Origin of the sequence: Salinadaptatus halalkaliphilus (genome assembly GCF_006543045.1) — an archaeon.
Taxonomy (GTDB): Archaea; Halobacteriota; Halobacteria; order Halobacteriales; family Natrialbaceae; genus Salinadaptatus; species Salinadaptatus halalkaliphilus.
Genome location: NZ_RBZW01000071.1, coordinates 1 through 19,146 on the forward strand (window position 1 = coordinate 1; position 19,146 = coordinate 19,146).

Below are 19,146 nucleotides of genomic sequence, written 5' to 3' on the forward strand. Positions count from 1 at the left end.
GTTTACGCACAACGAGCGGCTCTTCCTGAGCGCCGTCGGCCCGCGCGGGATCATCCCCGCGAGCGTCGCGACGCTGTTTGCCGTCGAGTTGCAGGCACTCGGCCGGCCACAGGAGGCCCAGCTGCTCGCCGGCACCGTCTTTCTCATCATCTTCGCGACGGTCGTCCTTCAGGCCGGCCTCGCACGACAGATCGCGGATTACCTCGAGGTATCACCAATGCGCACAATAATCGTCGGCGGGGGACGGGTCGGCCTGTCTCTCGCAGAACGGCTCGAACAGGACGGAGAGAACGTACTGCTAATAGATCTCGACCCCGACGCGGTCGAGAAGGCCCGGAAACGTGGCCTCCGCGCACTCGAGGGCGACGGCACCGATGCCGACGTTCTCGAGGAGGCGGGCGCAGACGACGCGAAGACGGTCATCGCGACCACGCCGGACGACGACGTCAACCTGCTGGTCTGCCAGCTCGCGAAGACGACATACGACGTCGAGAGCGTCGCCTCTCGGGTCAACCAGCCCGACAACGTCGACGCGTTCGAATCGCTCGGCGTCCACGCGATCGATCTCTCGATGGCCACGGCCTGGTCGCTCGAGAACGTTCTCGAACGGCCGTCGCTGTCGGCGTGGATGAACGAACTCGGCCGCACCGGCGACGTCCAGGAGATCGAGGTGACGGCCACGGACCTCGTCGGAAAGACGATCGCCGACCTCAACGCGGAGATTCCCGACGGAGTCATCGTCGGACTGCTCACCCACCGAAACGGTGCGACGGAGGTTCCGACAGGAGACCACGAACTCCGGGACGGCGATCGCGTGACGTTCCTCGGCCAAACCGACGCTGTTGATCGCGCCATCAAGCGGTTCCATCCTCACGAGTAATGCACTCCCGGCTGAGCGACCAACGGCGACACAGTTCAACTGTTGGATTCAATCGTCTGTCTCTACCGCTGAGAACAGCATTTATCGAACTTTCGCAATATCCACACAACCCTTACACCAGCGCGGCCCCTATCCGAAATAGGGATTTCGGCTCAGGAGTGCCGTGTGCGCCCACGGATCGTCCCGCGGGTCGTCTGGCAACTTCTTTTTGGCCTCGGTGTACCGGCTTGAAATCTCCGCCTTCTCTTGCCACCGCTCGTGGATTTTACCCTTCGACTCGGGATCGCGGTCGGCGTCGTCGTCTTTCTCCTTTGCTACGGCCTTTCACCACCTACTTATCATCTCGCCACGACCCCCATACCTCACGGTACTTCCCGAGTTCGCGGTACTCCTTCTTCCGCTCGAAGGCGTCGATGGCGTAGATCACTTCGTTGTCCTTGTCCCAATCGATCAGCACGCGGAAGTCACCGACTCGATGCTTGTAGCCGGGATGGTTCTTCAACCGGTCAAGAAAGTGGTCCGGGAAGTCGCCGATGTCCTCCAACTTGTTGATGATCCGCTCGGCGTCATCGGTCTCGAACTGTTCCAGCGTTTCGACCAACGTCTCCGTCAGAACGACCTCGTGAGCCACCGTTCAGCCCTCAGTCGTCGATACCGAGGCGTTCGCGGGCCTCGTCCGTGGACATCGTCCGCCCCGCTGCAACATCCGCGTAGCCCTCCGAGACGCCCTCCTGCGCGCCGGGCGTCAGAATCGGTTCCGTGGTGTCGCGCAGCACCTCACGAATGAACTCCGAGCGGTTGGTGTAATCCAATTCGTTGGACAATTCATCCAATTCATCTAAGAGCCGTTTAGGAACTTTGACGTTCAATTTAACCATCTCCGAACCATTCTCATCCGAGTCGGTACTCATAGTCTGTGGTACTCTCGTGGTACACAAAGAACTGTCGCTCACCTTCATCAACTCTAACATAATCAGAATCGCGGGAACGGACAAAATGCGAGATGGGGGAGATCGACGAACTGGGCGGAGGAACTGGAGTACTTCTTATTGGTAATTTGATGGCTTTATCCGGCGGCGACCCACACCAAGGAATTCCCAACTTGCCGGATTTCTACACGACCGTTCTCTTCGAGAGATTTGAGCCGCGTGTAGGCCGTCCGCCGGGTGCAACCAACCTCATCGGCGATTTCGGAAGTACCAGCCATTCCATCAAGCGCCTCAATTGCCCCGCTCGAAGCCGACATCTGCCAGGCGTGCCAGCACGTCCAGAACCACGACAACGGCGAAGGCCGGTGTATGCAGTGCGGCGATGACATCTCACCCGGCTTCTACTTCGAGGTGAAGTTCCCGCTTGGGGCGGCAGACCTACCTGGACGACTCGCCGGGCAGCTCTGTGGCGACTGTGCTGGCTGGGTGGCGTCTGACATCAACTACAACGGCGTCGATGCCGACGACGACGCCCAAGAGAAGCTGGTCGAGATCATCGATGAAGAAACCGAACGGATGGCTGTACTGGAGGGTGGGCAATGAGTCTGCCAGAGCCGACTGACATCATCGCCCCGCGTGAGGACGTGCCCTACGAGACCCACGAGTTCCTTAGCCGGATGATGGAGGGGGCATATCCCTACGGTGTTGTGCTGGAGTACCACGGGCTCAAGCTGTACAGTAACGTTGGCGACGACCAAATCCGGAACGTCTGGCACGTCTACGCGGAAGACGGAGCATTCATCGAAGTCCTGAATCTCGATGCCTTCCAGACGATCACCGAACTCGAGCAGACTCTCGACGAGATAGTGGCCTACGACGCGGCTGTCCGCTTGGTTCGGTACGCAGGGCAGTTCGCTGCGCCGATGCTGGTGCTCGAAGACCTGTCGTTCTGTGACGCCCCGTTGTGGGAGCGCCGGACGGCCTCGGACGTGGGGACGTGGTTGCTCCCGGCGCTCCAGCACGCCATCGCGGTGAAGGCCCGCGACGCGGGCATTCCAGTGACGTACGTCGATCCGAAGTACACGACTCAGCAGTGCCACGTCTGGGCGACCTCGGCTCTGTCGGCCAGGATGCCGTGGAGTGCACCACCGAGGACTGCCCCGTCGGCACGGTCTCCCGAGACGAGAGCGCCGCCCTCAGCATCGCACAGCGAGCCGAGCTCGCTGAACCAACTGAACTGACCTACCATGCAGATGATTGAAGACATCAACTCCGACGTTTTCGTACGGATCCAGACCGACCTGCTGGTGGTCGGCGACAGCATCATGACCGACCGCCATCACGCCTCGAACGGCAACTACGAGGATGACGACCCGCAGAACCAGATCGGCGGCATCATCCCCGCCTTCCCGCTTTCCGGCTGGCTCCGCCACGGGATGGAAGAGACCGTTCAGGAGTACGACGGGACGGCCTGCCACCCTGGCGAGGCCAACGCGAATTTCATGAAAGACGGCGGCTACGAGCGCGACCTTGGCGCCGGCTACCACGAGAAGGGTGCATGCACTGACGATCCGAAGGAAGACGACGGCTGTGTGGTCTTCGATCTCTTCGGTGGCTTCGGTGGTGTCCCCGGAAAGGTGATGCGCCGCCCGGTCACGTTCAATCCCGTCCGCTCCAGCGTGGACTACACGCGCGGCCAGGCCGAGAGCCACTACCGCCGGCTCAACCGAAACATCGTCTCGCGGAACCGGGAAGACAACCGCGAACCGCTGCGGAACGCAGAGATCGGCGCTGTGGCGAATCTGGACGGCTGCTGGCACCTCTCCTTCCGGGAGATGAAGCCCGAGTTCATCGGCCTACTCGCGGAGAGCATCGACTTCCTCGATGCACACAAGACGGACTTCATGCACCAGCTGGGTGGCGCTCGCAACTTCGGCGCGGGTATCATCGACTGCCACCTGATCAACCCGCTCTACGAGGAGCGCGAACTGAAGCGCGTCTTCGACCGCGGGAAAGGGAACACGAACGCGATGGACGAGAAGGACGACCGGTGGGAAAAAGAGTACCGTCCGGCGTTCGTCGATGCGCTCGAGGAACGTGTTGAGGGTGGACCGTAGATGGGCAAAAACACTACCCTCAGTGACTTTCAGGGTGACGGCGACCAGGACGTGATGGTCGCGGCCTACCGCCACGACGCCCACAAGATGAACGGCCACCCCCACGAGTACGCCCCCGAGACCTTCGCGGGGGTGCCCGTGAACCAGACCGTCCCTCACGGTGCGGACGACGATGCGTCGGCACTGAGCCGGCCCAGCGGCCAGCCTGAGCCAACAGTCGAGAACCACGAGACGCTCTACCGGCTGTCGCTCATCGAGGGTGAAAGCCGATATGACCCACAGGAGTTCACGCGCAACGGCGTCGAGAGCGCCGTGAGAGAACTCCTGACCGAAGACGACCCAGAGACAATGCATCGGACGTGGCTGGACAGCAACGTTGTCTCGGGGTTCACGGAGAGCGTCTACTACCCCTACACGAGTCTGAAGTACCACACGCTGCTCGTGGCGGCGTTGCTGGACAACTACCGCGACGGCCACGAGTTCGTCGATCTCCGCCTGGTCGTCGACGACGCCGACGAGATCGTGCCCCACCGAACGGTGTACGCGGGCCAGGAGTTCGCCCTGCGGATCGACATCGACGCTCAAGGTCAGCCGTCGGCCCGACTCGGGAGCCGTCCGTGGCGGTTGTGGGCGTCGGCGTGGAACCGCTTGGAGGCACATCCGCTGGACACGGCGCACGACAAGTACGACATGGTGCTGAATGCGAACCTCCGTCGGATCGGATCATGGTCTACTGCGCTCCAGTACATCGAGGACTTCCGGGAGGTGTTCGACCAGTGACGCGCATCCAGCAGGTTCACTGGGAGCTGGAGATGGACTACATCGGCCATCCGTACTACGTCTCAGGGAACGCGATCATGCACGCCCTCGGTCAGCACATCTCGCACGATCTCCATCAGCACCTCCACGCCAGTCACGGCATCTTCGTTCCCGGACAGGTTGGGACGTTCCCTGAAGAACACAGCCAGTCGGGTATCCGCCCGTACCTCGGGAGCGGTCTGCCAGACGTCGAAGCGTACGATGACCTGTTCCTGATGCGCGATCCGTCACACCCCTGGCTTCGGTTGACCGCGAACGCTCGACCGCGTACCGATCGATCCAGCGATTGCTCCAGGCAGGATTCATCCAGAAGGAACAGATCAACTACGACCAGGGTGGATACTATCACGTCTACTACCCGACCGATCCGTCCCAGATCGCCGACGACATGCAGCGCAAGCTAAACGATTGGTACGCGAAGATGGGCCAGCTCATTCAGGAGTTCGAGGACAAGTACGAATCCGTTGACGAGAGCGCAGTTGCCGCTGAGAGTTGAAGATTCCCTGGCATCATTCGATTATACATTGTTATTTTTGAATATATAAGTATCAGATATTAACACCAATTATACGAAGTCAAATCAATAATGAGGTGTGGAATCCGGTAAAACGAGTCGTCTAGTGAACTGGTAATGGGATACATGAAAGTTGGCTCTGTCGAAATTCCTTTCTTCATATATATTCTTTCCTAAAACAAATGGTCGATGAGAACTGCTTATTGATCGCTCCTCACAGCCCAGTCGGGCGTCGGGAGAGATGTGTTTGCGGAGATTATCCCAATCATAGCGGAAAATATGAGAAACATCATCCCGATTGTCGCTAACCCTGTGAAATCAATTTGCCCAGGGGTTTCAACCAGTATTCCCCCAAAATACTGCAATAGCGCGATAACGAGAACGACGACACCTGCCGATTTAACGAGGTATCTGACATCAAGTTTGGGGACCTTCATATGGTAATATTCACCATCAAACTATCTCAAACTTTCGGCCTTCTGTATGACATTTGCTCAGTAAATCACCTGTACTGAGCAATTGAGGGTGTGAAGCTATCACCCGCGGAGGATTTCAACAAAGCCTGAAGTTAAATAATATCGTCAGGGTCGTGGATATCTGCCATACGCTGGGCTTCAGCAGCGTACTGCTCTTGCAGATCGGAATCGTTGACGGTGCCAAGGTTATCAGAGTTGGCGTCAACGGCAGCAGTCGTGTCGCGAACGTCGGTGAAAGAAGTGAGTGCCCGCTCCTTACGGAAGTATCGCTCTCCATCGGCGGTGGCGTACGTGAGGATAATTAAGTTTTGCTCGTCGTCGGAGTACGTCCGCTCGACGAGCCACACCCGAACGGGCTCCTCGGAATCGGTTGTCATATGTTCTCATTTTGGAGGTAGACGGAAGTGATTTCTCCTACTGCTATTCGTGAACGCAGGTTTCGCTACCTGTACTGTTTGTAGATTGATCCTGAATTCAGTGGCCACAAATAAGTATCTCTTCTGTACTGAAAGAATCTGGCACCTCGATTCACACCGACGATTTTGGATCAGGTTCCTCTAGTTCGTCCTTTGACCTACTGCGTTCGATTGTACTGACTTGCTCGTTCTTCGTGGTTGATGACCTCGCCCTTCAGTAGATTTATGCCAATAATTCAGTCTAGGCGAACGACCGTAACGCCCAACGTGTATTCTCATCAACTCGATAGCTTCGCCATCTGGGACTCATTTTTGGCTGCGGGTCAGTGACTCTCGATGCTTGCCTCTTTGCCATCTGTCCGATCGCCGGGTTAGCTATCGTTGATCCACGACCGGTGCCCAAATCCTATACTATATTGTGCAATACGCACAAAACCTTTAAACACTGTCGGGCCCTACAGTGGAGTGATGGCAACTGACGTATACTCCGAATCGAACGACGAACCGATTCACGTTGAGGGTGGAGACCACCTCGAGGCGATCGTCGACGACCACGACATCGTGCTCGTGGATTTCTACGCCGACTGGTGTGGCCCCTGCAAGATGCTCGAGCCCGTTCTCGAAGAGTTGGCGCGTGAGACTGAGGGCGTGATCGCAAAGGTCGATGTCGACGAGCACCAGCAACTCGCAGGTACGTACGGCGTTCGCGGGGTACCGACGCTCGTGCTCTTCGCCGACGGCGAACAGGTCGAACAACACACCGGCGCACTGCCGGCGGATCGACTCCGAGACCTGATCGAGGGCTACACTGAATGAACGAGGACACGAACACACTCGTCCACGACGTGGTGATCGTCGGCTCCGGTGTCGCCGGCCTCTCGGCTGCGGTTTACGCCGCGCGGGCCGACCTCGAGCCGCTCGTGCTCGAGGGTCCGGAACCGGGCGGCCAGCTGACGCTGACGACCGATGTCGAGAACTTCCTCGGCTTCCCCGAGGGCGTCGGTGGCATGGAGTTGATCCAGCGCGGGAAAGAACAGGCCGGGCGCTTCGGCGCCGAGTTCGTCCACGGGACCGTCGAGGACGTGACGCTCGACGACCGGCCGCTCGAACTCAGTCTCTCGAACGGAGAGAAGCTTCGAACGCGCGCCCTGATCGTTGCGACCGGCGCCAGTGCCCGGTTGGTCGGTGCTGAGAACGAGGACGAGCTGATGGGGTACGGTGTCTCGACCTGTGCGACCTGTGACGGCGCGTTCCACCGCGGCGACGACGTGCTCGTGATCGGTGGCGGCGACAGCGCCATGGAAGAAGCGCTCTTCCTGACAAAGTTCGCCGACAGCGTTACGATCGTTCACCGTCGCGACGAACTTCGCGCCTCCGAGGTTATGGCCGAACGCGCTCGCGACCACGACGCAGTCTCGTTCCGCTGGAACACCGAACTCCTCGAAATCCAGGGCTCGCAGGACGAGGGCGTCACCGGTGCAACCCTGGTGAGCCACCCTGACGGCTATCCGAAGCAGAAACTCGAGGCGAGCGCGGCACACGGCGACGTGGCAGATCAAGCGGCAAAGACGCGAGATGCTGGCGAGGTCGAACGTGAGACCGTCGACGTCGGTGGGATCTTCTACGGCGTCGGTCACGTCCCGAACACGGACTTTCTCGAAGAAACACCGGTCGAACTGGCCGACACCGGCCACGTCGAAACCCGGGAGGGGATGACGACGGAGACGACTGTCGAAGGTGTCTTCGCGGCGGGTGATGTGATGGACCCCGACTACCGACAGGCGATCACGTCAGCCGGTACTGGGAGCATGGCTGCCCTCGATGCCGAGAACTGGCTCGACAAACGGGCAGCCGAACGCGAGGTGGCAACCGAGCAGGATCAGCACGCCGAACCTGACGCGGCACCCATCGAAGTCGACGCGAGTGACTAACGTCCATATATAGATCAACCGTCTCCGATCGGCGCTACATTTCTCAGACTTGTTGGCGACTTATTTTGCTTCCATGCGTTCCGTTATTGACTCTGGCATGACCTGAAAGTCTTGGAGCGGAATCTTCGACCGTGTTCGATCAAATATCTCGGTTGTCAGGATAGCAACCGCTCACATCCTCTGACCGGCAGCGGAGTCCGTCGGTAACCCCGTCGGTTCTTCAAGATATCCCGTCGCAACGACGCTTCGCCAAACGTCATCCGTTTCGCCGTGGACGACGAACGACACTGAACTGTCGATAACTGCTTTTTTGGCACTTCTCTGCGGAAGCGTGAGCTGAAAGTAAAAATTCTCTATGTCGGACACGTTGCTGTATGGTTTTGCGCGTTAAAACCAAAAACGTTGATAGCCTTGAATAGTCCCCTTTTGACAAGGATCGACACGGGAATGCGACCAGAGGCTGGCCTGTCATACGGATTGCTGTACCTATGTACCGTCGATCGACAGGCCGGGATCCGCGATCGGCGGTACGTGATACTGTCGGACAGAAGTCAGTGACACGTCGGTCGCGAATTCGCGGCCGTCCTTACGGTGACGGCCGCAGTACTGCGACCGATCGTTGAATAGTTCTGTCCAACAGTATCAGGAATTGCAGAGACTGCGTCCCAGTCACGGTTTCCTCTCGCCACGTCGCCGTGCCAGTCACGCGGTCGCCGTCGACGGTCACCGATTGGTCTTCGCCGGAGGCACCGATTCTCTCTTGCAGTGCGTCCTCGTCAGGGTTGTCGATAATCGCCGCGAAGTCGCCAGTCGATGTCGTCTCGTCTTCGATGGTGAGCGACGAGACGATCCCCTCGGCGTCTTCGAGCCCCTCGAACGCCAGATCGACGAACCCCTCATCAGCGGCTGGATCACCGTACTGTCCAGCGGTGACGTCGCCGTGACCACCAGTCTCGAGGAGCCACTCGAACGATTCGGATTCGTCGCTCGCCCTGTCTATTTCGTCGTCTGAAGCGCCGATGACCGTCTCGAGTATCGCCATTGAATCATCGCTCGCGCCGACGGCCATACTATCGGCAACGATGAGTTCCTCGCTGCCGACGGCAATCAGTACATCGTCGTCCGCTACGTCTTCGACCGGCATATACACGCCGTAATCTCCGATATCGTCCGTCTGTTCGAACTGTCTGATAAACTCGATCTCCGTCTCTTGTGTCAACTGTTCGCCGATCTTATCGGAATCGATCCCCGTCGCGACGAACGCCACATCGGTCAACACCACGCTGTGAGGCGTCGAGCCGAACGTCGTCTCATCGAGAAGCCTTCCAAGTCCGTACGGAGCCAGAGTGAGCCCGACGAAGAAGTACGTCGAAATCATTCCCTCCGAGACGGGCGCGATCATCGGATCGGCTTCGAACTCCGCCGGTAGTTCCGGATCGTCTTCTGTCTGTGCGTCCTCGAGTTCGTCTTCGACATACTCGCCGACGGTCTCCCAGTCGACAGAGACAAACTCGAGGTCGCCGGTCTCGAGTGTGAGCCATCGACTGTACTCCGGGAGATCGTCGTCGACTGCTGGACGTGAGTGTGGATGTGCTCCGACTGTCGTTGCACCCGCCAGTCCGACTGTAGCGATCATTGCCGCTGTGCTTGCGCGTTTGAGGAGGTCCCGCCGGTTCGGTTTCATCGGCCTTCGTACACGGACGATTTCAATATAGCCCCCGCCATCGTTCAATTTAGTTGATTGGTATGGGAGTCACTAGACATCGGTTCACACCCGATCGCACGACATGAGCGCGGTTTGGAACGGACGTGGTTCGGAACAAACGGAGTGTGTAAGATCCGCGAATAGTGCGATCAGGGCGGAACAGTCTCAGTGGGTACTATAGAGACTCAGCAAAAGTAAAATCCGTTTAAATGTCTCTTCGCGTGAAGATGACGGTCGCAACGCCAAGCAAGACGAGAAACGCCACCAGCAAAACGACGGCATCAGGATAGGCGTACTCCTCGCGGACGAGGATTGCCGTTTCGTCGTAATACCGACTCGGCGAGAGGACACCGGCCCACTCGAAATCCGGATCCAACTGGGAGATGCCGTCGAGCAGCCAGAGGACGAACACCAGACTCAGCGCCATCGCCCTGGCGCTTCTCGCGCGGTCGAAGATGACGGAGGCCACGAGTCCGATAGCGGCACAAACCAGTAGGTAGGGAACCGACAGCAGATGCACCATCGTGAGGGCGACAGGGTCGATATGTTCTCCAATCACGATCGCACCAATGTAGACGATAACTGCCACCCCCACGTTCAACAGCACCAGCGGAGTCCACAACGCAGCTACTTTCTGGAGCGCGACAGACTCCCGTGAGACGGGGTTCGAGAGCGTCAAATCCATCTTGCGGTCGCGAACGTCTCCGGCGATCAGTCCGGCACCGATGTACGCAAAATAGATGCCGACGAGGACGACCCAGAAGAACGAGTAAATCTCTGCGGCGATGAAGCCCTCGATCGTGTGCAGCGCTTCGATTCCGAACAAGTCGAAGAAGAAATCTGGAAAGCCTTCCATAAGCTCCTCGATGTCTTCTTCGATACTCGGAAACATCGAGAAGTAGAGCGCAGACAGAAGTGCGAAGACGACGACCAGCACGACCGAACTCCGAATTCGCTTTCTGGATTCCAGACGCAGTATGGCCGTCATGGCGATCCCTCTGCCCTGTCGTCGATCCAGCGAGCGCGACTGTCGACCGTCGTAGGTGTCGTGTGATTGGTCCACATCTCAGATATCCCTCCGTGCAAAGATGACGACCGCAAGTCCGAGCAGGACGAGAAAGACCGCGAGAAGGATCCCAGCGTCACCGTAGGCGTACTCCTGATGAACGAGGACGTCCGTCGGTGTGAAGTACCGGCTCGGGGTAAAAGTACCGATCCACTCGAAATCGGGATCCATGTCGGAAAGGCCATCGACTAGCCAGAGAATAAATACCAGTCCCAGTGCACTCGCCTGTGCTGTTTCGACGCGATCGACGGTCACCGACAGCACGATCCCGATACCGACACAGACCAGCAGATATGGAACACTGAGCAGGAGCACCATCCCCAGATCGACGGGATCGAGCGACTCGCCGAGGACGCTCGCACCTACGAGAAGCACGACCAGTAAGCCAGCATTCACCACGACGAGGGGTACCCACAGTGCCGCCACCTTCTGGAGCACAACCGACTCCCGCGAAACGGGGTTCGAGAGGATGAGATCCATCTTCCGAGTTCGAACGTCCTCGACGATCAGACCCGCGCTGACATACGCGAAGAACATGCCGGCAAACAGGATCCAGATGAGCGAGAAGAGGTAACTTGCGACGAACCCCTCGATCGTGTGCAGCGCTTCGAATCCGAAGAGACCGATGAGGACCGGCGGAAACGCCTCCTCAACGAACTCCGCTTCCTCAGCAAAGCCGGGGTACGCAGCGAACATGAACGCTGAGAGCAACGCCAACATTCCGGTCAGCAATACCGAACTGTGCAGCAGTTTGCCGGATTCGTTACGCAGGATCGCCGTCATTCTACCTCCGCTGTGGTGTCCTCCCGTGTCGCGTCCTCGTTTGTAGCGTCAGTTTCGCCCTCGTCTCCGTAGTAGTGCTTGAAAATGTCGTCCAGCTGTGGATCACCGATGTCAGCGTCGACGATCTCGAACTGGACGAGATGTGCTAACAATGTTTTCACATCGCCGGTGTAGGTGAACTGAATCGTCGCACCGGTCACCTCCACGTCGATCATGTCGTCGGTGAGAAACCGTGCGTTTTCAACTGGTTCCTCGAGATGGACCCACACGTTTTTGCCGCTCTGTGTGAGCAGATCATCGATGTTTTCTAAGGCGATCAGTTTGCCGGCTCGGATAATCCCCACGCGATCACAAACGCGCTGGACCTCGCTGAGGACGTGCGACGAGAGGAAAATGGTCGTTCCAGCGTCCCGTTCGGCTTCGAGGAACTGGTGCAGTCGATCTTGCTTGAGCGGATCCAGTCCGGATGTCGGTTCGTCCATAATGACGAGATCCGGATCGTGCATGAACGCTTGGACGATCCCGAGCATTCGCTTGTTTCCCGACGAATACGTTTCGACTGGCTTTTCCAATGGTGGTCGAAACAGATCCAGAAGTTCCGCTCGTCGCTCGTCGCCGCGCATTCGAGCGAAGTGATCAAGCACCTGCGTGCCGGTCAGTCGTTCTTCGAACCCGAGCGTATCTGGGAGGTAACCGATGTTGGTTTTCACGCCGGTGAGTGCTCGTCGATCTCGAATGTCGGCACCGAGGACGGTAGCCGTTCCGGCAGTGGGTTTGATGAGTCCAAGCAACAGTCGGATCGTCGTCGTCTTGCCTGCCCCGTTCGGACCAAGATAGCCGAAGATTTCGCCGCGTTCAACGTCGAACACGACCGCATCATTCGCGGCGAGATCTCCGTATCGCTTGGTGAGATCCTCAATCTCGATCGGTGCCATACGCTGATCATCAGCGATGACTACGTTAAACGATGGTCCAGAGTACCACGAGAACGAAACGGAATACAAACTGAAATCGTATAGTAGCTACTGAAGGTCAATGCTCACCTGATCCCCAGACGGATCGGCGATGGATGTGTACATCGTTGCAGTTGTTACCCGTATGAACGGGCGACACGGACGACAACAACTGACGAAAGAGGATGGCAGCCCCGTCCCGATCCCCGTCGGTCGACACCGTTACTAAGAGCCGAGAAGCGTATGAGTGGGTATGGAGACTGTGGCCTGACCGTCGGTGACTCGCTCGATCGCATGACAGAGACGATCTAGGGATTCGACAGCACCGCTGCGGTCAAAGTGCGCACCGAGGACGAGACATTGTTACGCGATACGGCAGAGCGTGCGATGGTATGTCTCGGCGCTGACGAGTGAGCCGTGCGGACGCTCTTCGAGACGAGTATCGAACGATCGTCACCGGAACTGGGGCTCGTCGAGCAATCCGTTCGGCACGACTCCCGAGCAAGACGCGCGACGGTCCCGTTCGACCGTCGCTGGCACCTAATAGGCCCGCACGTACGACAGAAGAAACACGATAGCAACCACGAACGCGATGGCAGCGTACAGCACGTTCTGAAACGACAACAGCGCCGCTGCGAGCACGAACGCACTCGAGAGAACGGCGTAGCCGAGCCCTGAATCGGTAGTGGTCGACTCGATGGGATCCGTTCTGACGACGAGTTCGCCACGCTCGAGTTGTCCTAACACGGTATCGGTCCGGGCCGGCAATCCTGCCACGACCGGCGCGGATCGCCGGATGTCGTCCTGGATCTCCTCGAGTAACGCCTCGAGTTCGCTCTCGATGAAGCCGTGATCGACGAGGAACGACCGCGTCGCCCGTAGAAAGTCGAATTCGGGATCGAGGCTCCGACAGACGCCTTCGCCGACGGTGCCGACTCTGACGAGCAACATCACGTTCGGCGGAATACGAAACGGAAAGTCGTGGAGCATCGTGAACAGTTCAGTGATAATCGCCCGCCACGTAATTTCCGAGCGCCCCCCGAGGGTCTCGATCACCAGGTCGAGGACGCGACGGACTGCCACGCGATCGACCGTCGAGTCGAGAACCTCGAGCGCGATCAGGGTGTCTACCAGTCCGTCGACATCTCGTCTGACCAGGGTGCGATAGAGCGCAGTAATATCGGCCTGCTCCTGGGCGGTCAACCGCTGGCTCATCCCGAAATCGTAGATGACGAGTTGCCCCGAGCGGGTCACTGCGAGATTGCCGGGGTGTGGATCGGCGTGGAACACGCCGTCGACGAGCCCCATCCGCAGGTACGTTCGCGTGATCAGCGTCGCCATTTCGGTTTCGTCGGTCGAGGCGTCGGCGAACGCATCATCGTCGGTAATCTTCGTCCCTTCGACGTACTCCATCGCGACGATTCGGTCCGAACACAGGGCTGGATACGTGTCCGGGACGACGACCCGATCGTCGTCCGCGAGGTTCGCACCGATGTCGTCCATCACCGCCGCCTCGCGCTCGAAATCGAGTTCGTCGCGGATGATCTCCTCGAAGTCGTTCGCGGCGTTTCGAAGGGAATACTGCTGGCGTTCGTCGGCGAAGAACGTTACGAGTGGCAGCAGTCGTCGGATGACCCGGAGGTCCCGCTCGATCATCGCCGCGAGGTCAGGGCGACGAACCTTCAGCGCGATCCGCTCGCCCTCGTACTCGGCGGTATAAACGTACGCGAGCGAGCCACCGGCGAGCGGCGTTACCGTCTCGAGGTCGAGGGCGTCCTCCAGTTCTGCTTCGAGGACGGTGTATGGGTCGCCGCCGGTCTCTTCGGGAACTTCGTCCTGCAGACTCGAGAGGGACTCGACGTAAGCCGGCGGAACGATGTCGGGTCGCGTCGAGAGCACCTGTCCGACCTTGATGAAGGCCGGACCGAGATCGAGCATCGTCTGTGTCAGTCGCTCGCCCCGCTCCCGGTGAACGGACTCCGAGACGGACCGCGAGGGTCCAAACAGCACGAATCGTCGACGATCCCTGAGGAGTGCGATCGCGATTGGTAGGAATCGAACGAGAACCTGGAGATACCGATAGTAGAATCTCATCGCCGACGAACACCGGCGCGTGTGATTCGATGGCGATCCATACCTACCCGTTTCGGGAGACACTACTAAAATTTGACTGGTTCGTCGCCGGGTAGTGTTCAGATAAGCTGATTCCATGCGAAGCTGAACGATCTGATCCAGTCGTCGGCAGTTTCTGCTTTGGCATTGCTAAAGCAGTTTGGGAAGCAGAGAGTTCGTGGTTTTGTTTCTCTAAAGACACGTTCAACAGCATTCCGATTTCCATGTTTCTCGTATCAGAAATCGAGGCCGTGACGCTGACATCCATCTTGTAACGAGTGCGATCCATCGACGAGAAACACGGCATCGGAGACATCGTGTTTCTCGGAGAGTTCCGTAAGAAACGAATGAGCGAGAACCTTCGTTGTTGTCGGTTCAAGCTTTGTATGGAACAATTCGTTTTGTCTTGGGATCGACTGCGGCGTACAGCCAATACTGCTCATTATGCAGTTGGATCACCGTCTCGTCAACCGCAACGTGATCTGGATACCGACCAGATTCAGGCTGTAAATCGGCCGTGTGAACCCAATTGTGAACGGTGGATCGAGCGCGTTTGACACCGGGTATCTCAAGGATGGATACAGTATTCGAAAGCGAGAGTCCAGCGAGATGCAACTGAATACTGAGCTTCATCAACAATCGCGGTGTCGCTTCTCGTTCAACAAACTCTACGTTGATCTCGTCTAAACAACCGTTGAGGCGGTCGTTTTCGGGCATAGACCACTCAGAAAACGAACCACCTCACCCTTCGTCCTTATCTGAACACCGCCCTATCGCTACTTCGACTATAATAACATCTAGAACTATGTATATGCTGATCGCACAGCAGTCGTACGATCAGGTGTGCATCGACTTGCAGCGGTTATATAGATTAGACAGTGAACAAAAATCGGGGCAAATTACTACAGTATGGTTGTAAAATACCCCATATAACGAGATATAGGATCAAAGTATACTATTTAAATACACATCATTATTATTGTGTGCTCATCTCATCACACTGTTTACTGGCACCACTATCTAGGTTCAATTGAAAAACGGCATCAATGAGGTTCTGATGAGCACGTCGGAGATGTTGGTAAAACGTTCCCGACGAAATATTCAATTCCTCAGCGAGTTCTTCACCAGAAATCTGTCGGGGGGCCTCGTAGTATCCGGACCGGTAAGCAAGTTCGAGTGCGTCCTGTTGTCGGTTAGTCAATACTTCGAAAGGATCCCCCCGTCATCGTTCTATCATCATGCGGGTTGATTGTTCTTCTAGCGATGAGATCAGTGTCCGGGACGACCGTACGAACCTGCTCAAGTAGCCTTCGCACATCCGTCTGTGCAGTCACTTCTGCGACGACACGGCCAGTTCCATCACGGAACGATCCAGCGGAAACCTTCACACCATGCTCGCCGAGTGCAACCGTGAGACTGTCGTTTGAAAGATGGCAACGAAGTTGTGGCCGGTCACTGTTTTCGAGAAGACTGACATCGGTAATGCCAGCGGCAGCCGAAAGTCGTTGCTTGACAGCGTCAAGTGATGCACCGTTGATGACCAAATAGTGAATAAAACCATCACCCGCTGGAATGACACGATTCATCTCTATATAACAATCGTGCTCCTCGCTAATTGTGGCAAGTATATCGGACGTACCGGTTTCAAATTCAAGTTCGACACGGTCGTTCGTTTGGAGTAATTCTTCAGTTGTAATGGCGTACGCATCTGCACCAATTCGGTTGCCGAGATCTGAAAGCAATGATCGTTCGGTGCCCTCAAATGCGGTACTCCGACTCGAATACAAACAAAGGACGCTGTAAATTGCCTCTCCATACGATATTGGAATCACTGCAACGGCCGTGTCGTCGTGTTCGGGAAGAGGAAGCGCCACGTCGTCTGGTTCGTTACCGGGGACTCGTCTAGCAGTTTGTATTTTCCCCGTCTCGATTGCCCTCTGGATCAGGTTAAACGACGGCGATTGGGACTTGACGATCGCATCTTCGATAACTGCTGCATCGACGTTGTTAGTAGCAGTGATGGAAACAGTATCATCGGAATGAACTCGCCCACACCATGCACCGGAGTAGATACCAGAATTTCCGAGGTAGTCGCAGACAGACTTCTGAAGCTCCTCGAAACTGGACGCCTCGAGCATTGTTCCGTGAACACCAGCAAGAGTCCCGAGTAATTGCTTAGCACGATCAAGTGCGTCTCGATGATGCCGCACTGACCGTTCACGTTCTTTCCGTTCCGAGATGTCGGTGTCAATACCGACAAGCCGGCCGATATCTCCCTGCGAGTCTGTTATCGGTGTAATCGTTCGGTTCACAACTATCTCTTCTCCCGATTTTCGTTGGTTAGTAACTTCACCGGTCCAGATATCTCCAGACTGAACCGTTTCCAATGCATCGTCGATATCGTTCCCATCTGCTAGAAGCAACTCCGGTGTCGTACCGATAATCGCCTCAGAATCGTACCCGGACAGCTCCTCGAAGCGCTCGTTAGCGTAGTTGATTTTTCCCTCAGAATCCATAATATAGATCGCTTGGCCGGCATGCTCGACGGCTCGTCTAAACGCACTCAGTTCCCGTTCTCGTTCCGTGCGCTCGGTGACATCTTCAAACGCAATAACAACCCGCTCGATTTCCCCGTCCGTATCGAACAGAGGGGCAGCGTTGATCGAAATCCACAGTTTGGAGCCATCCCGACGCTCCACCCGAAATTGTTCGTCGTAAATCTCGTCTCCAGTCTCGAACACCTGGCTAATAGGGTGTTCCTCTTCTGGTACCGGTTTACCGCTGCTGTTGAGCAACTGAGCGCCAGGTTCGGTGTAGTCACACGAAACGAGACCAGATTCGGGCACTCCAAAAATATTATCGGCTCGAGAATTCGTCCGAGTAATGACACCGCCACTGTTAACGACCATTACTCCAACCGGGTTCGTATCGAACAGACGTCGGAGTATCGTCCGTTCAGACCTGAGTGCTTCTTCAGCCCGTTTTCTGGCGACGTAAGTCCCGAGATTTGCAGCTACCGTCTCGACGATCCGGCTCAGTCGATAGTCAACTGGCCATTCTTCAGTTAGATAGAAAACTAAGACGGCCTCGAGGCGCTCCTCTGCTTCGATCGGAACACCGTACGCCGCTTTGAGATTCGCTTGCTCTGCGGCGTCGGTTCTGAGGTATTCATCCGCCGACATCCGTCTTCAGTTAAGCAAGAAACCGCGTGATAGCGGCGGGTTATCGAGACATCTTTTGGAAGGAATGAGGAAGCCGAGTCTGTGCACAACTCCGGCTCCTCATCTCGAATTATGCGTCGGCTCACTACACTGTTTCCCTCCGAGTTCCTCGAAGAGCACGCCGAGGAACTCGGCGTGGTCGAACGTGATCGGAAGCTTCAGATTCCTGCCTTCGTCTGGACATTCGTGTTCGGTTTCGCCGCAGGCGAAAGCCGAACACTCGCCGGGTTCAGACGCTCTTACAACTCGACTGCCGATGAGACGATCTCACCCAGCGGGTTCTATCAGCGGTTGACCCCGACGCTTGCGAAGTACCTCCGTGACCTCGTCGAGCACGGTCTCGACGAGGTCGCTGTTCCTGATGCTGTTGACGCTGATGTCGACCGGTTCAGAGACGTGATGATCGCCGATGGAACGGTGTTGCGGTTACATGAATTTCTCTCAGATCAGTTCGAAGCCCGCCATGAGGAGCAGGCTGGAGCGAAGCTCCACCTGCTCCACAATGCCACAGAGCAGACGATCGAACGGATCGATACTGCTGACGAGAAAGCACATGACAGCACCCTGTTCAAGACAGGACCATGGCTTGAGAACCGCCTCATGCTGTTCGATCTCGCCTACTTCAAGTACCGCCGGTTTGCGCTGATCGACGAGAACGACGGCTACTTCGTCAGTCGGTTGAAGCAGAACGCGAACCCGGTGATTACGGCGGAATTACGGGAATGGCGCGGTAGTGGTTCACAGAAGATTTAGGTATGCTTTGAGTTGGTAGGGTAATGGCGGGACAAGAAAAAGAGATCGTCCGTCACCTCAGTGAGGACGATCTCGACCGCTTGCTCACACAGACAGATGACGAGAAGGTGAGCAAGCGGCTCACCTTCATCAAACGGTTGTACAAGGGTGCAACACTCGAAGACGCAGCCGACGATGTCGGGATGTCCCAATCAACCGGCAGCCGCTGGGCCAGACTCTGGAATAAAGGTGGGCTCGGACTTCTGACACCGAGCTTCGGGGGCGGCCGGCCCCCGAAGCTCGACGAGAACCAACGAGAACGTCTCCTGGACCTACTCGAGGAGGACGAGCCCTGGAAGAAACAGGAGATTCAGCACCTCATCAACGAAGAGTTCGATAGCCTGTTGCATCTTCAATATCAGTTCGCAGGACGTGGCTGGGTAGCCTCGATCCAAGCGACTGAGGACAAGATGTGCCAGATTGACGTTCATT

At 57.0% G+C, this 19,146-nt stretch carries 19 protein-coding genes and 5 pseudogenes; 11 read left to right on the forward strand and 13 right to left on the reverse strand.

Annotation, left to right across the window (positions count from 1 at the left end; genetic code table 11):
* Window positions 1–880 (forward strand): potassium channel family protein (locus D8Y22_RS19600; protein ID WP_174811928.1); only part of this gene is annotated, 880 nt, incomplete at its 5' end.
* 331 nt (window positions 881–1,211) lie between these two features.
* Here D8Y22_RS19600 and D8Y22_RS19610 read toward each other — a convergent pair.
* Entirely contained in the window at window positions 1,212–1,511 is a 300-nt protein-coding gene (locus tag D8Y22_RS19610) for a type II toxin-antitoxin system RelE family toxin (RefSeq protein WP_141466357.1), read from the reverse strand.
* 10 nt (window positions 1,512–1,521) lie between these two features.
* Entirely contained in the window at window positions 1,522–1,791 is a 270-nt protein-coding gene (locus D8Y22_RS19615; RefSeq protein ID WP_141466358.1) for a ribbon-helix-helix domain-containing protein, read from the reverse strand.
* Between the two features lie 387 nt (window positions 1,792–2,178).
* Between D8Y22_RS19615 and D8Y22_RS19625 the strand changes: the two genes are divergently transcribed.
* The 6 genes and pseudogenes from D8Y22_RS19625 to D8Y22_RS19650 all read left to right on the forward strand — a co-directional run.
* Window positions 2,179–2,412, forward strand: coding sequence for a hypothetical protein (locus D8Y22_RS19625; RefSeq protein WP_246084524.1), 234 nt, complete (start codon window positions 2,179–2,181; stop codon window positions 2,410–2,412).
* On the forward strand, window positions 2,409–3,050 hold the full coding sequence (locus tag D8Y22_RS23010) for a hypothetical protein (protein ID WP_246084525.1): 642 nt from the start codon (window positions 2,409–2,411) through the stop codon (window positions 3,048–3,050). Before D8Y22_RS19625 ends, D8Y22_RS23010 begins: the two co-directional genes overlap by 4 nt.
* Window positions 3,051–3,062: 12 nt before the next feature.
* Window positions 3,063–3,926: a hypothetical protein gene (locus D8Y22_RS19635; protein ID WP_141466360.1), complete on the forward strand. Its 864-nt coding sequence runs from the start codon at window positions 3,063–3,065 to the stop codon at window positions 3,924–3,926.
* Complete coding sequence (locus D8Y22_RS19640) at window positions 3,927–4,706, forward strand: hypothetical protein (protein WP_141466361.1); 780 nt, start codon at window positions 3,927–3,929, stop codon at window positions 4,704–4,706.
* Window positions 4,703–4,987: pseudogene (locus D8Y22_RS23015) on the forward strand (hypothetical protein); the annotation flags it as partial. The gene D8Y22_RS19640 and the pseudogene D8Y22_RS23015, both read left to right, overlap by 4 nt.
* A gap of 2 nt (window positions 4,988–4,989) precedes the next feature.
* Window positions 4,990–5,241 (forward strand): annotated as a pseudogene (locus tag D8Y22_RS19650) (helix-turn-helix domain-containing protein); the annotation flags it as partial.
* 218 nt (window positions 5,242–5,459) lie between these two features.
* Here D8Y22_RS19650 and D8Y22_RS19655 read toward each other — a convergent pair.
* Window positions 5,460–5,696 (reverse strand): sodium:proton antiporter, encoded by a 237-nt coding sequence (locus D8Y22_RS19655; RefSeq protein WP_141466362.1) that lies wholly within the window; start codon window positions 5,694–5,696, stop codon window positions 5,460–5,462.
* Window positions 5,697–5,827: 131 nt separating this feature from the next.
* A complete protein-coding gene (locus D8Y22_RS19660) occupies window positions 5,828–6,112 on the reverse strand; it encodes a hypothetical protein (protein WP_141466363.1) in 285 nt (94 codons plus the stop codon).
* A gap of 507 nt (window positions 6,113–6,619) precedes the next feature.
* Between D8Y22_RS19660 and trxA the strand changes: the two genes are divergently transcribed.
* Together trxA and D8Y22_RS19670 are read left to right on the forward strand one after the other, a co-directional pair.
* Window positions 6,620–6,967: a thioredoxin gene (gene trxA, locus D8Y22_RS19665; protein ID WP_141466364.1), complete on the forward strand. Its 348-nt coding sequence runs from the start codon at window positions 6,620–6,622 to the stop codon at window positions 6,965–6,967.
* Window positions 6,964–8,082 carry an NAD(P)/FAD-dependent oxidoreductase gene (locus D8Y22_RS19670; RefSeq protein WP_141466365.1) on the forward strand — a complete coding sequence of 373 codons (1,119 nt, stop codon included), beginning with the start codon at window positions 6,964–6,966 and terminating at the stop codon, window positions 8,080–8,082. The genes trxA and D8Y22_RS19670 overlap by 4 nt, the downstream gene beginning before the upstream one ends.
* Before the next feature lie 586 nt (window positions 8,083–8,668).
* Here D8Y22_RS19670 and D8Y22_RS19675 read toward each other — a convergent pair.
* The 9 genes and pseudogenes from D8Y22_RS19675 to D8Y22_RS19715 form a co-directional block, all read right to left on the reverse strand.
* Window positions 8,669–9,766: a hypothetical protein gene (locus tag D8Y22_RS19675; protein WP_246084526.1), complete on the reverse strand. Its 1,098-nt coding sequence runs from the start codon at window positions 9,764–9,766 to the stop codon at window positions 8,669–8,671.
* A gap of 226 nt (window positions 9,767–9,992) precedes the next feature.
* On the reverse strand, window positions 9,993–10,775 hold the full coding sequence (locus D8Y22_RS19680) for an ABC transporter permease subunit (protein ID WP_141466371.1): 783 nt from the start codon (window positions 10,773–10,775) through the stop codon (window positions 9,993–9,995).
* A gap of 78 nt (window positions 10,776–10,853) precedes the next feature.
* Window positions 10,854–11,636 (reverse strand): ABC transporter permease, encoded by a 783-nt coding sequence (locus D8Y22_RS19685; RefSeq protein ID WP_141466366.1) that lies wholly within the window; start codon window positions 11,634–11,636, stop codon window positions 10,854–10,856.
* Window positions 11,633–12,571: an ABC transporter ATP-binding protein gene (locus D8Y22_RS19690; RefSeq protein ID WP_141466367.1), complete on the reverse strand. Its 939-nt coding sequence runs from the start codon at window positions 12,569–12,571 to the stop codon at window positions 11,633–11,635. Before D8Y22_RS19690 ends, D8Y22_RS19685 begins: the two co-directional genes overlap by 4 nt.
* 460 nt (window positions 12,572–13,031) lie before the next feature.
* A pseudogene (locus D8Y22_RS23020) lies at window positions 13,032–13,124 on the reverse strand (universal stress protein); the annotation flags it as partial.
* Window positions 13,125–13,129: 5 nt separating this feature from the next.
* A complete protein-coding gene (locus tag D8Y22_RS19700) occupies window positions 13,130–14,683 on the reverse strand; it encodes an ABC1 kinase family protein (protein WP_141466368.1) in 1,554 nt (517 codons plus the stop codon).
* Between the two features lie 98 nt (window positions 14,684–14,781).
* Window positions 14,782–15,418: pseudogene (locus tag D8Y22_RS19705) on the reverse strand (IS6 family transposase).
* Window positions 15,419–15,677: 259 nt separating this feature from the next.
* A complete protein-coding gene (locus D8Y22_RS23460) occupies window positions 15,678–15,902 on the reverse strand; it encodes a helix-turn-helix domain-containing protein (protein ID WP_141466369.1) in 225 nt (74 codons plus the stop codon).
* Entirely contained in the window at window positions 15,895–17,883 is a 1,989-nt protein-coding gene (locus D8Y22_RS19715) for a PAS domain S-box protein (RefSeq protein WP_141466370.1), read from the reverse strand. Before D8Y22_RS19715 ends, D8Y22_RS23460 begins: the two co-directional genes overlap by 8 nt.
* A 111-nt stretch (window positions 17,884–17,994) precedes the next feature.
* On the opposite strand from D8Y22_RS19715, the pseudogene D8Y22_RS19720 reads away from it, so the two are divergent.
* Window positions 17,995–18,654: pseudogene (locus tag D8Y22_RS19720) on the forward strand (IS4 family transposase); the annotation flags it as partial.
* Window positions 18,655–18,698: 44 nt separating this feature from the next.
* Window positions 18,699–19,146 (forward strand): helix-turn-helix domain-containing protein (locus D8Y22_RS19725; protein ID WP_246084527.1); only part of this gene is annotated, 448 nt, incomplete at its 3' end.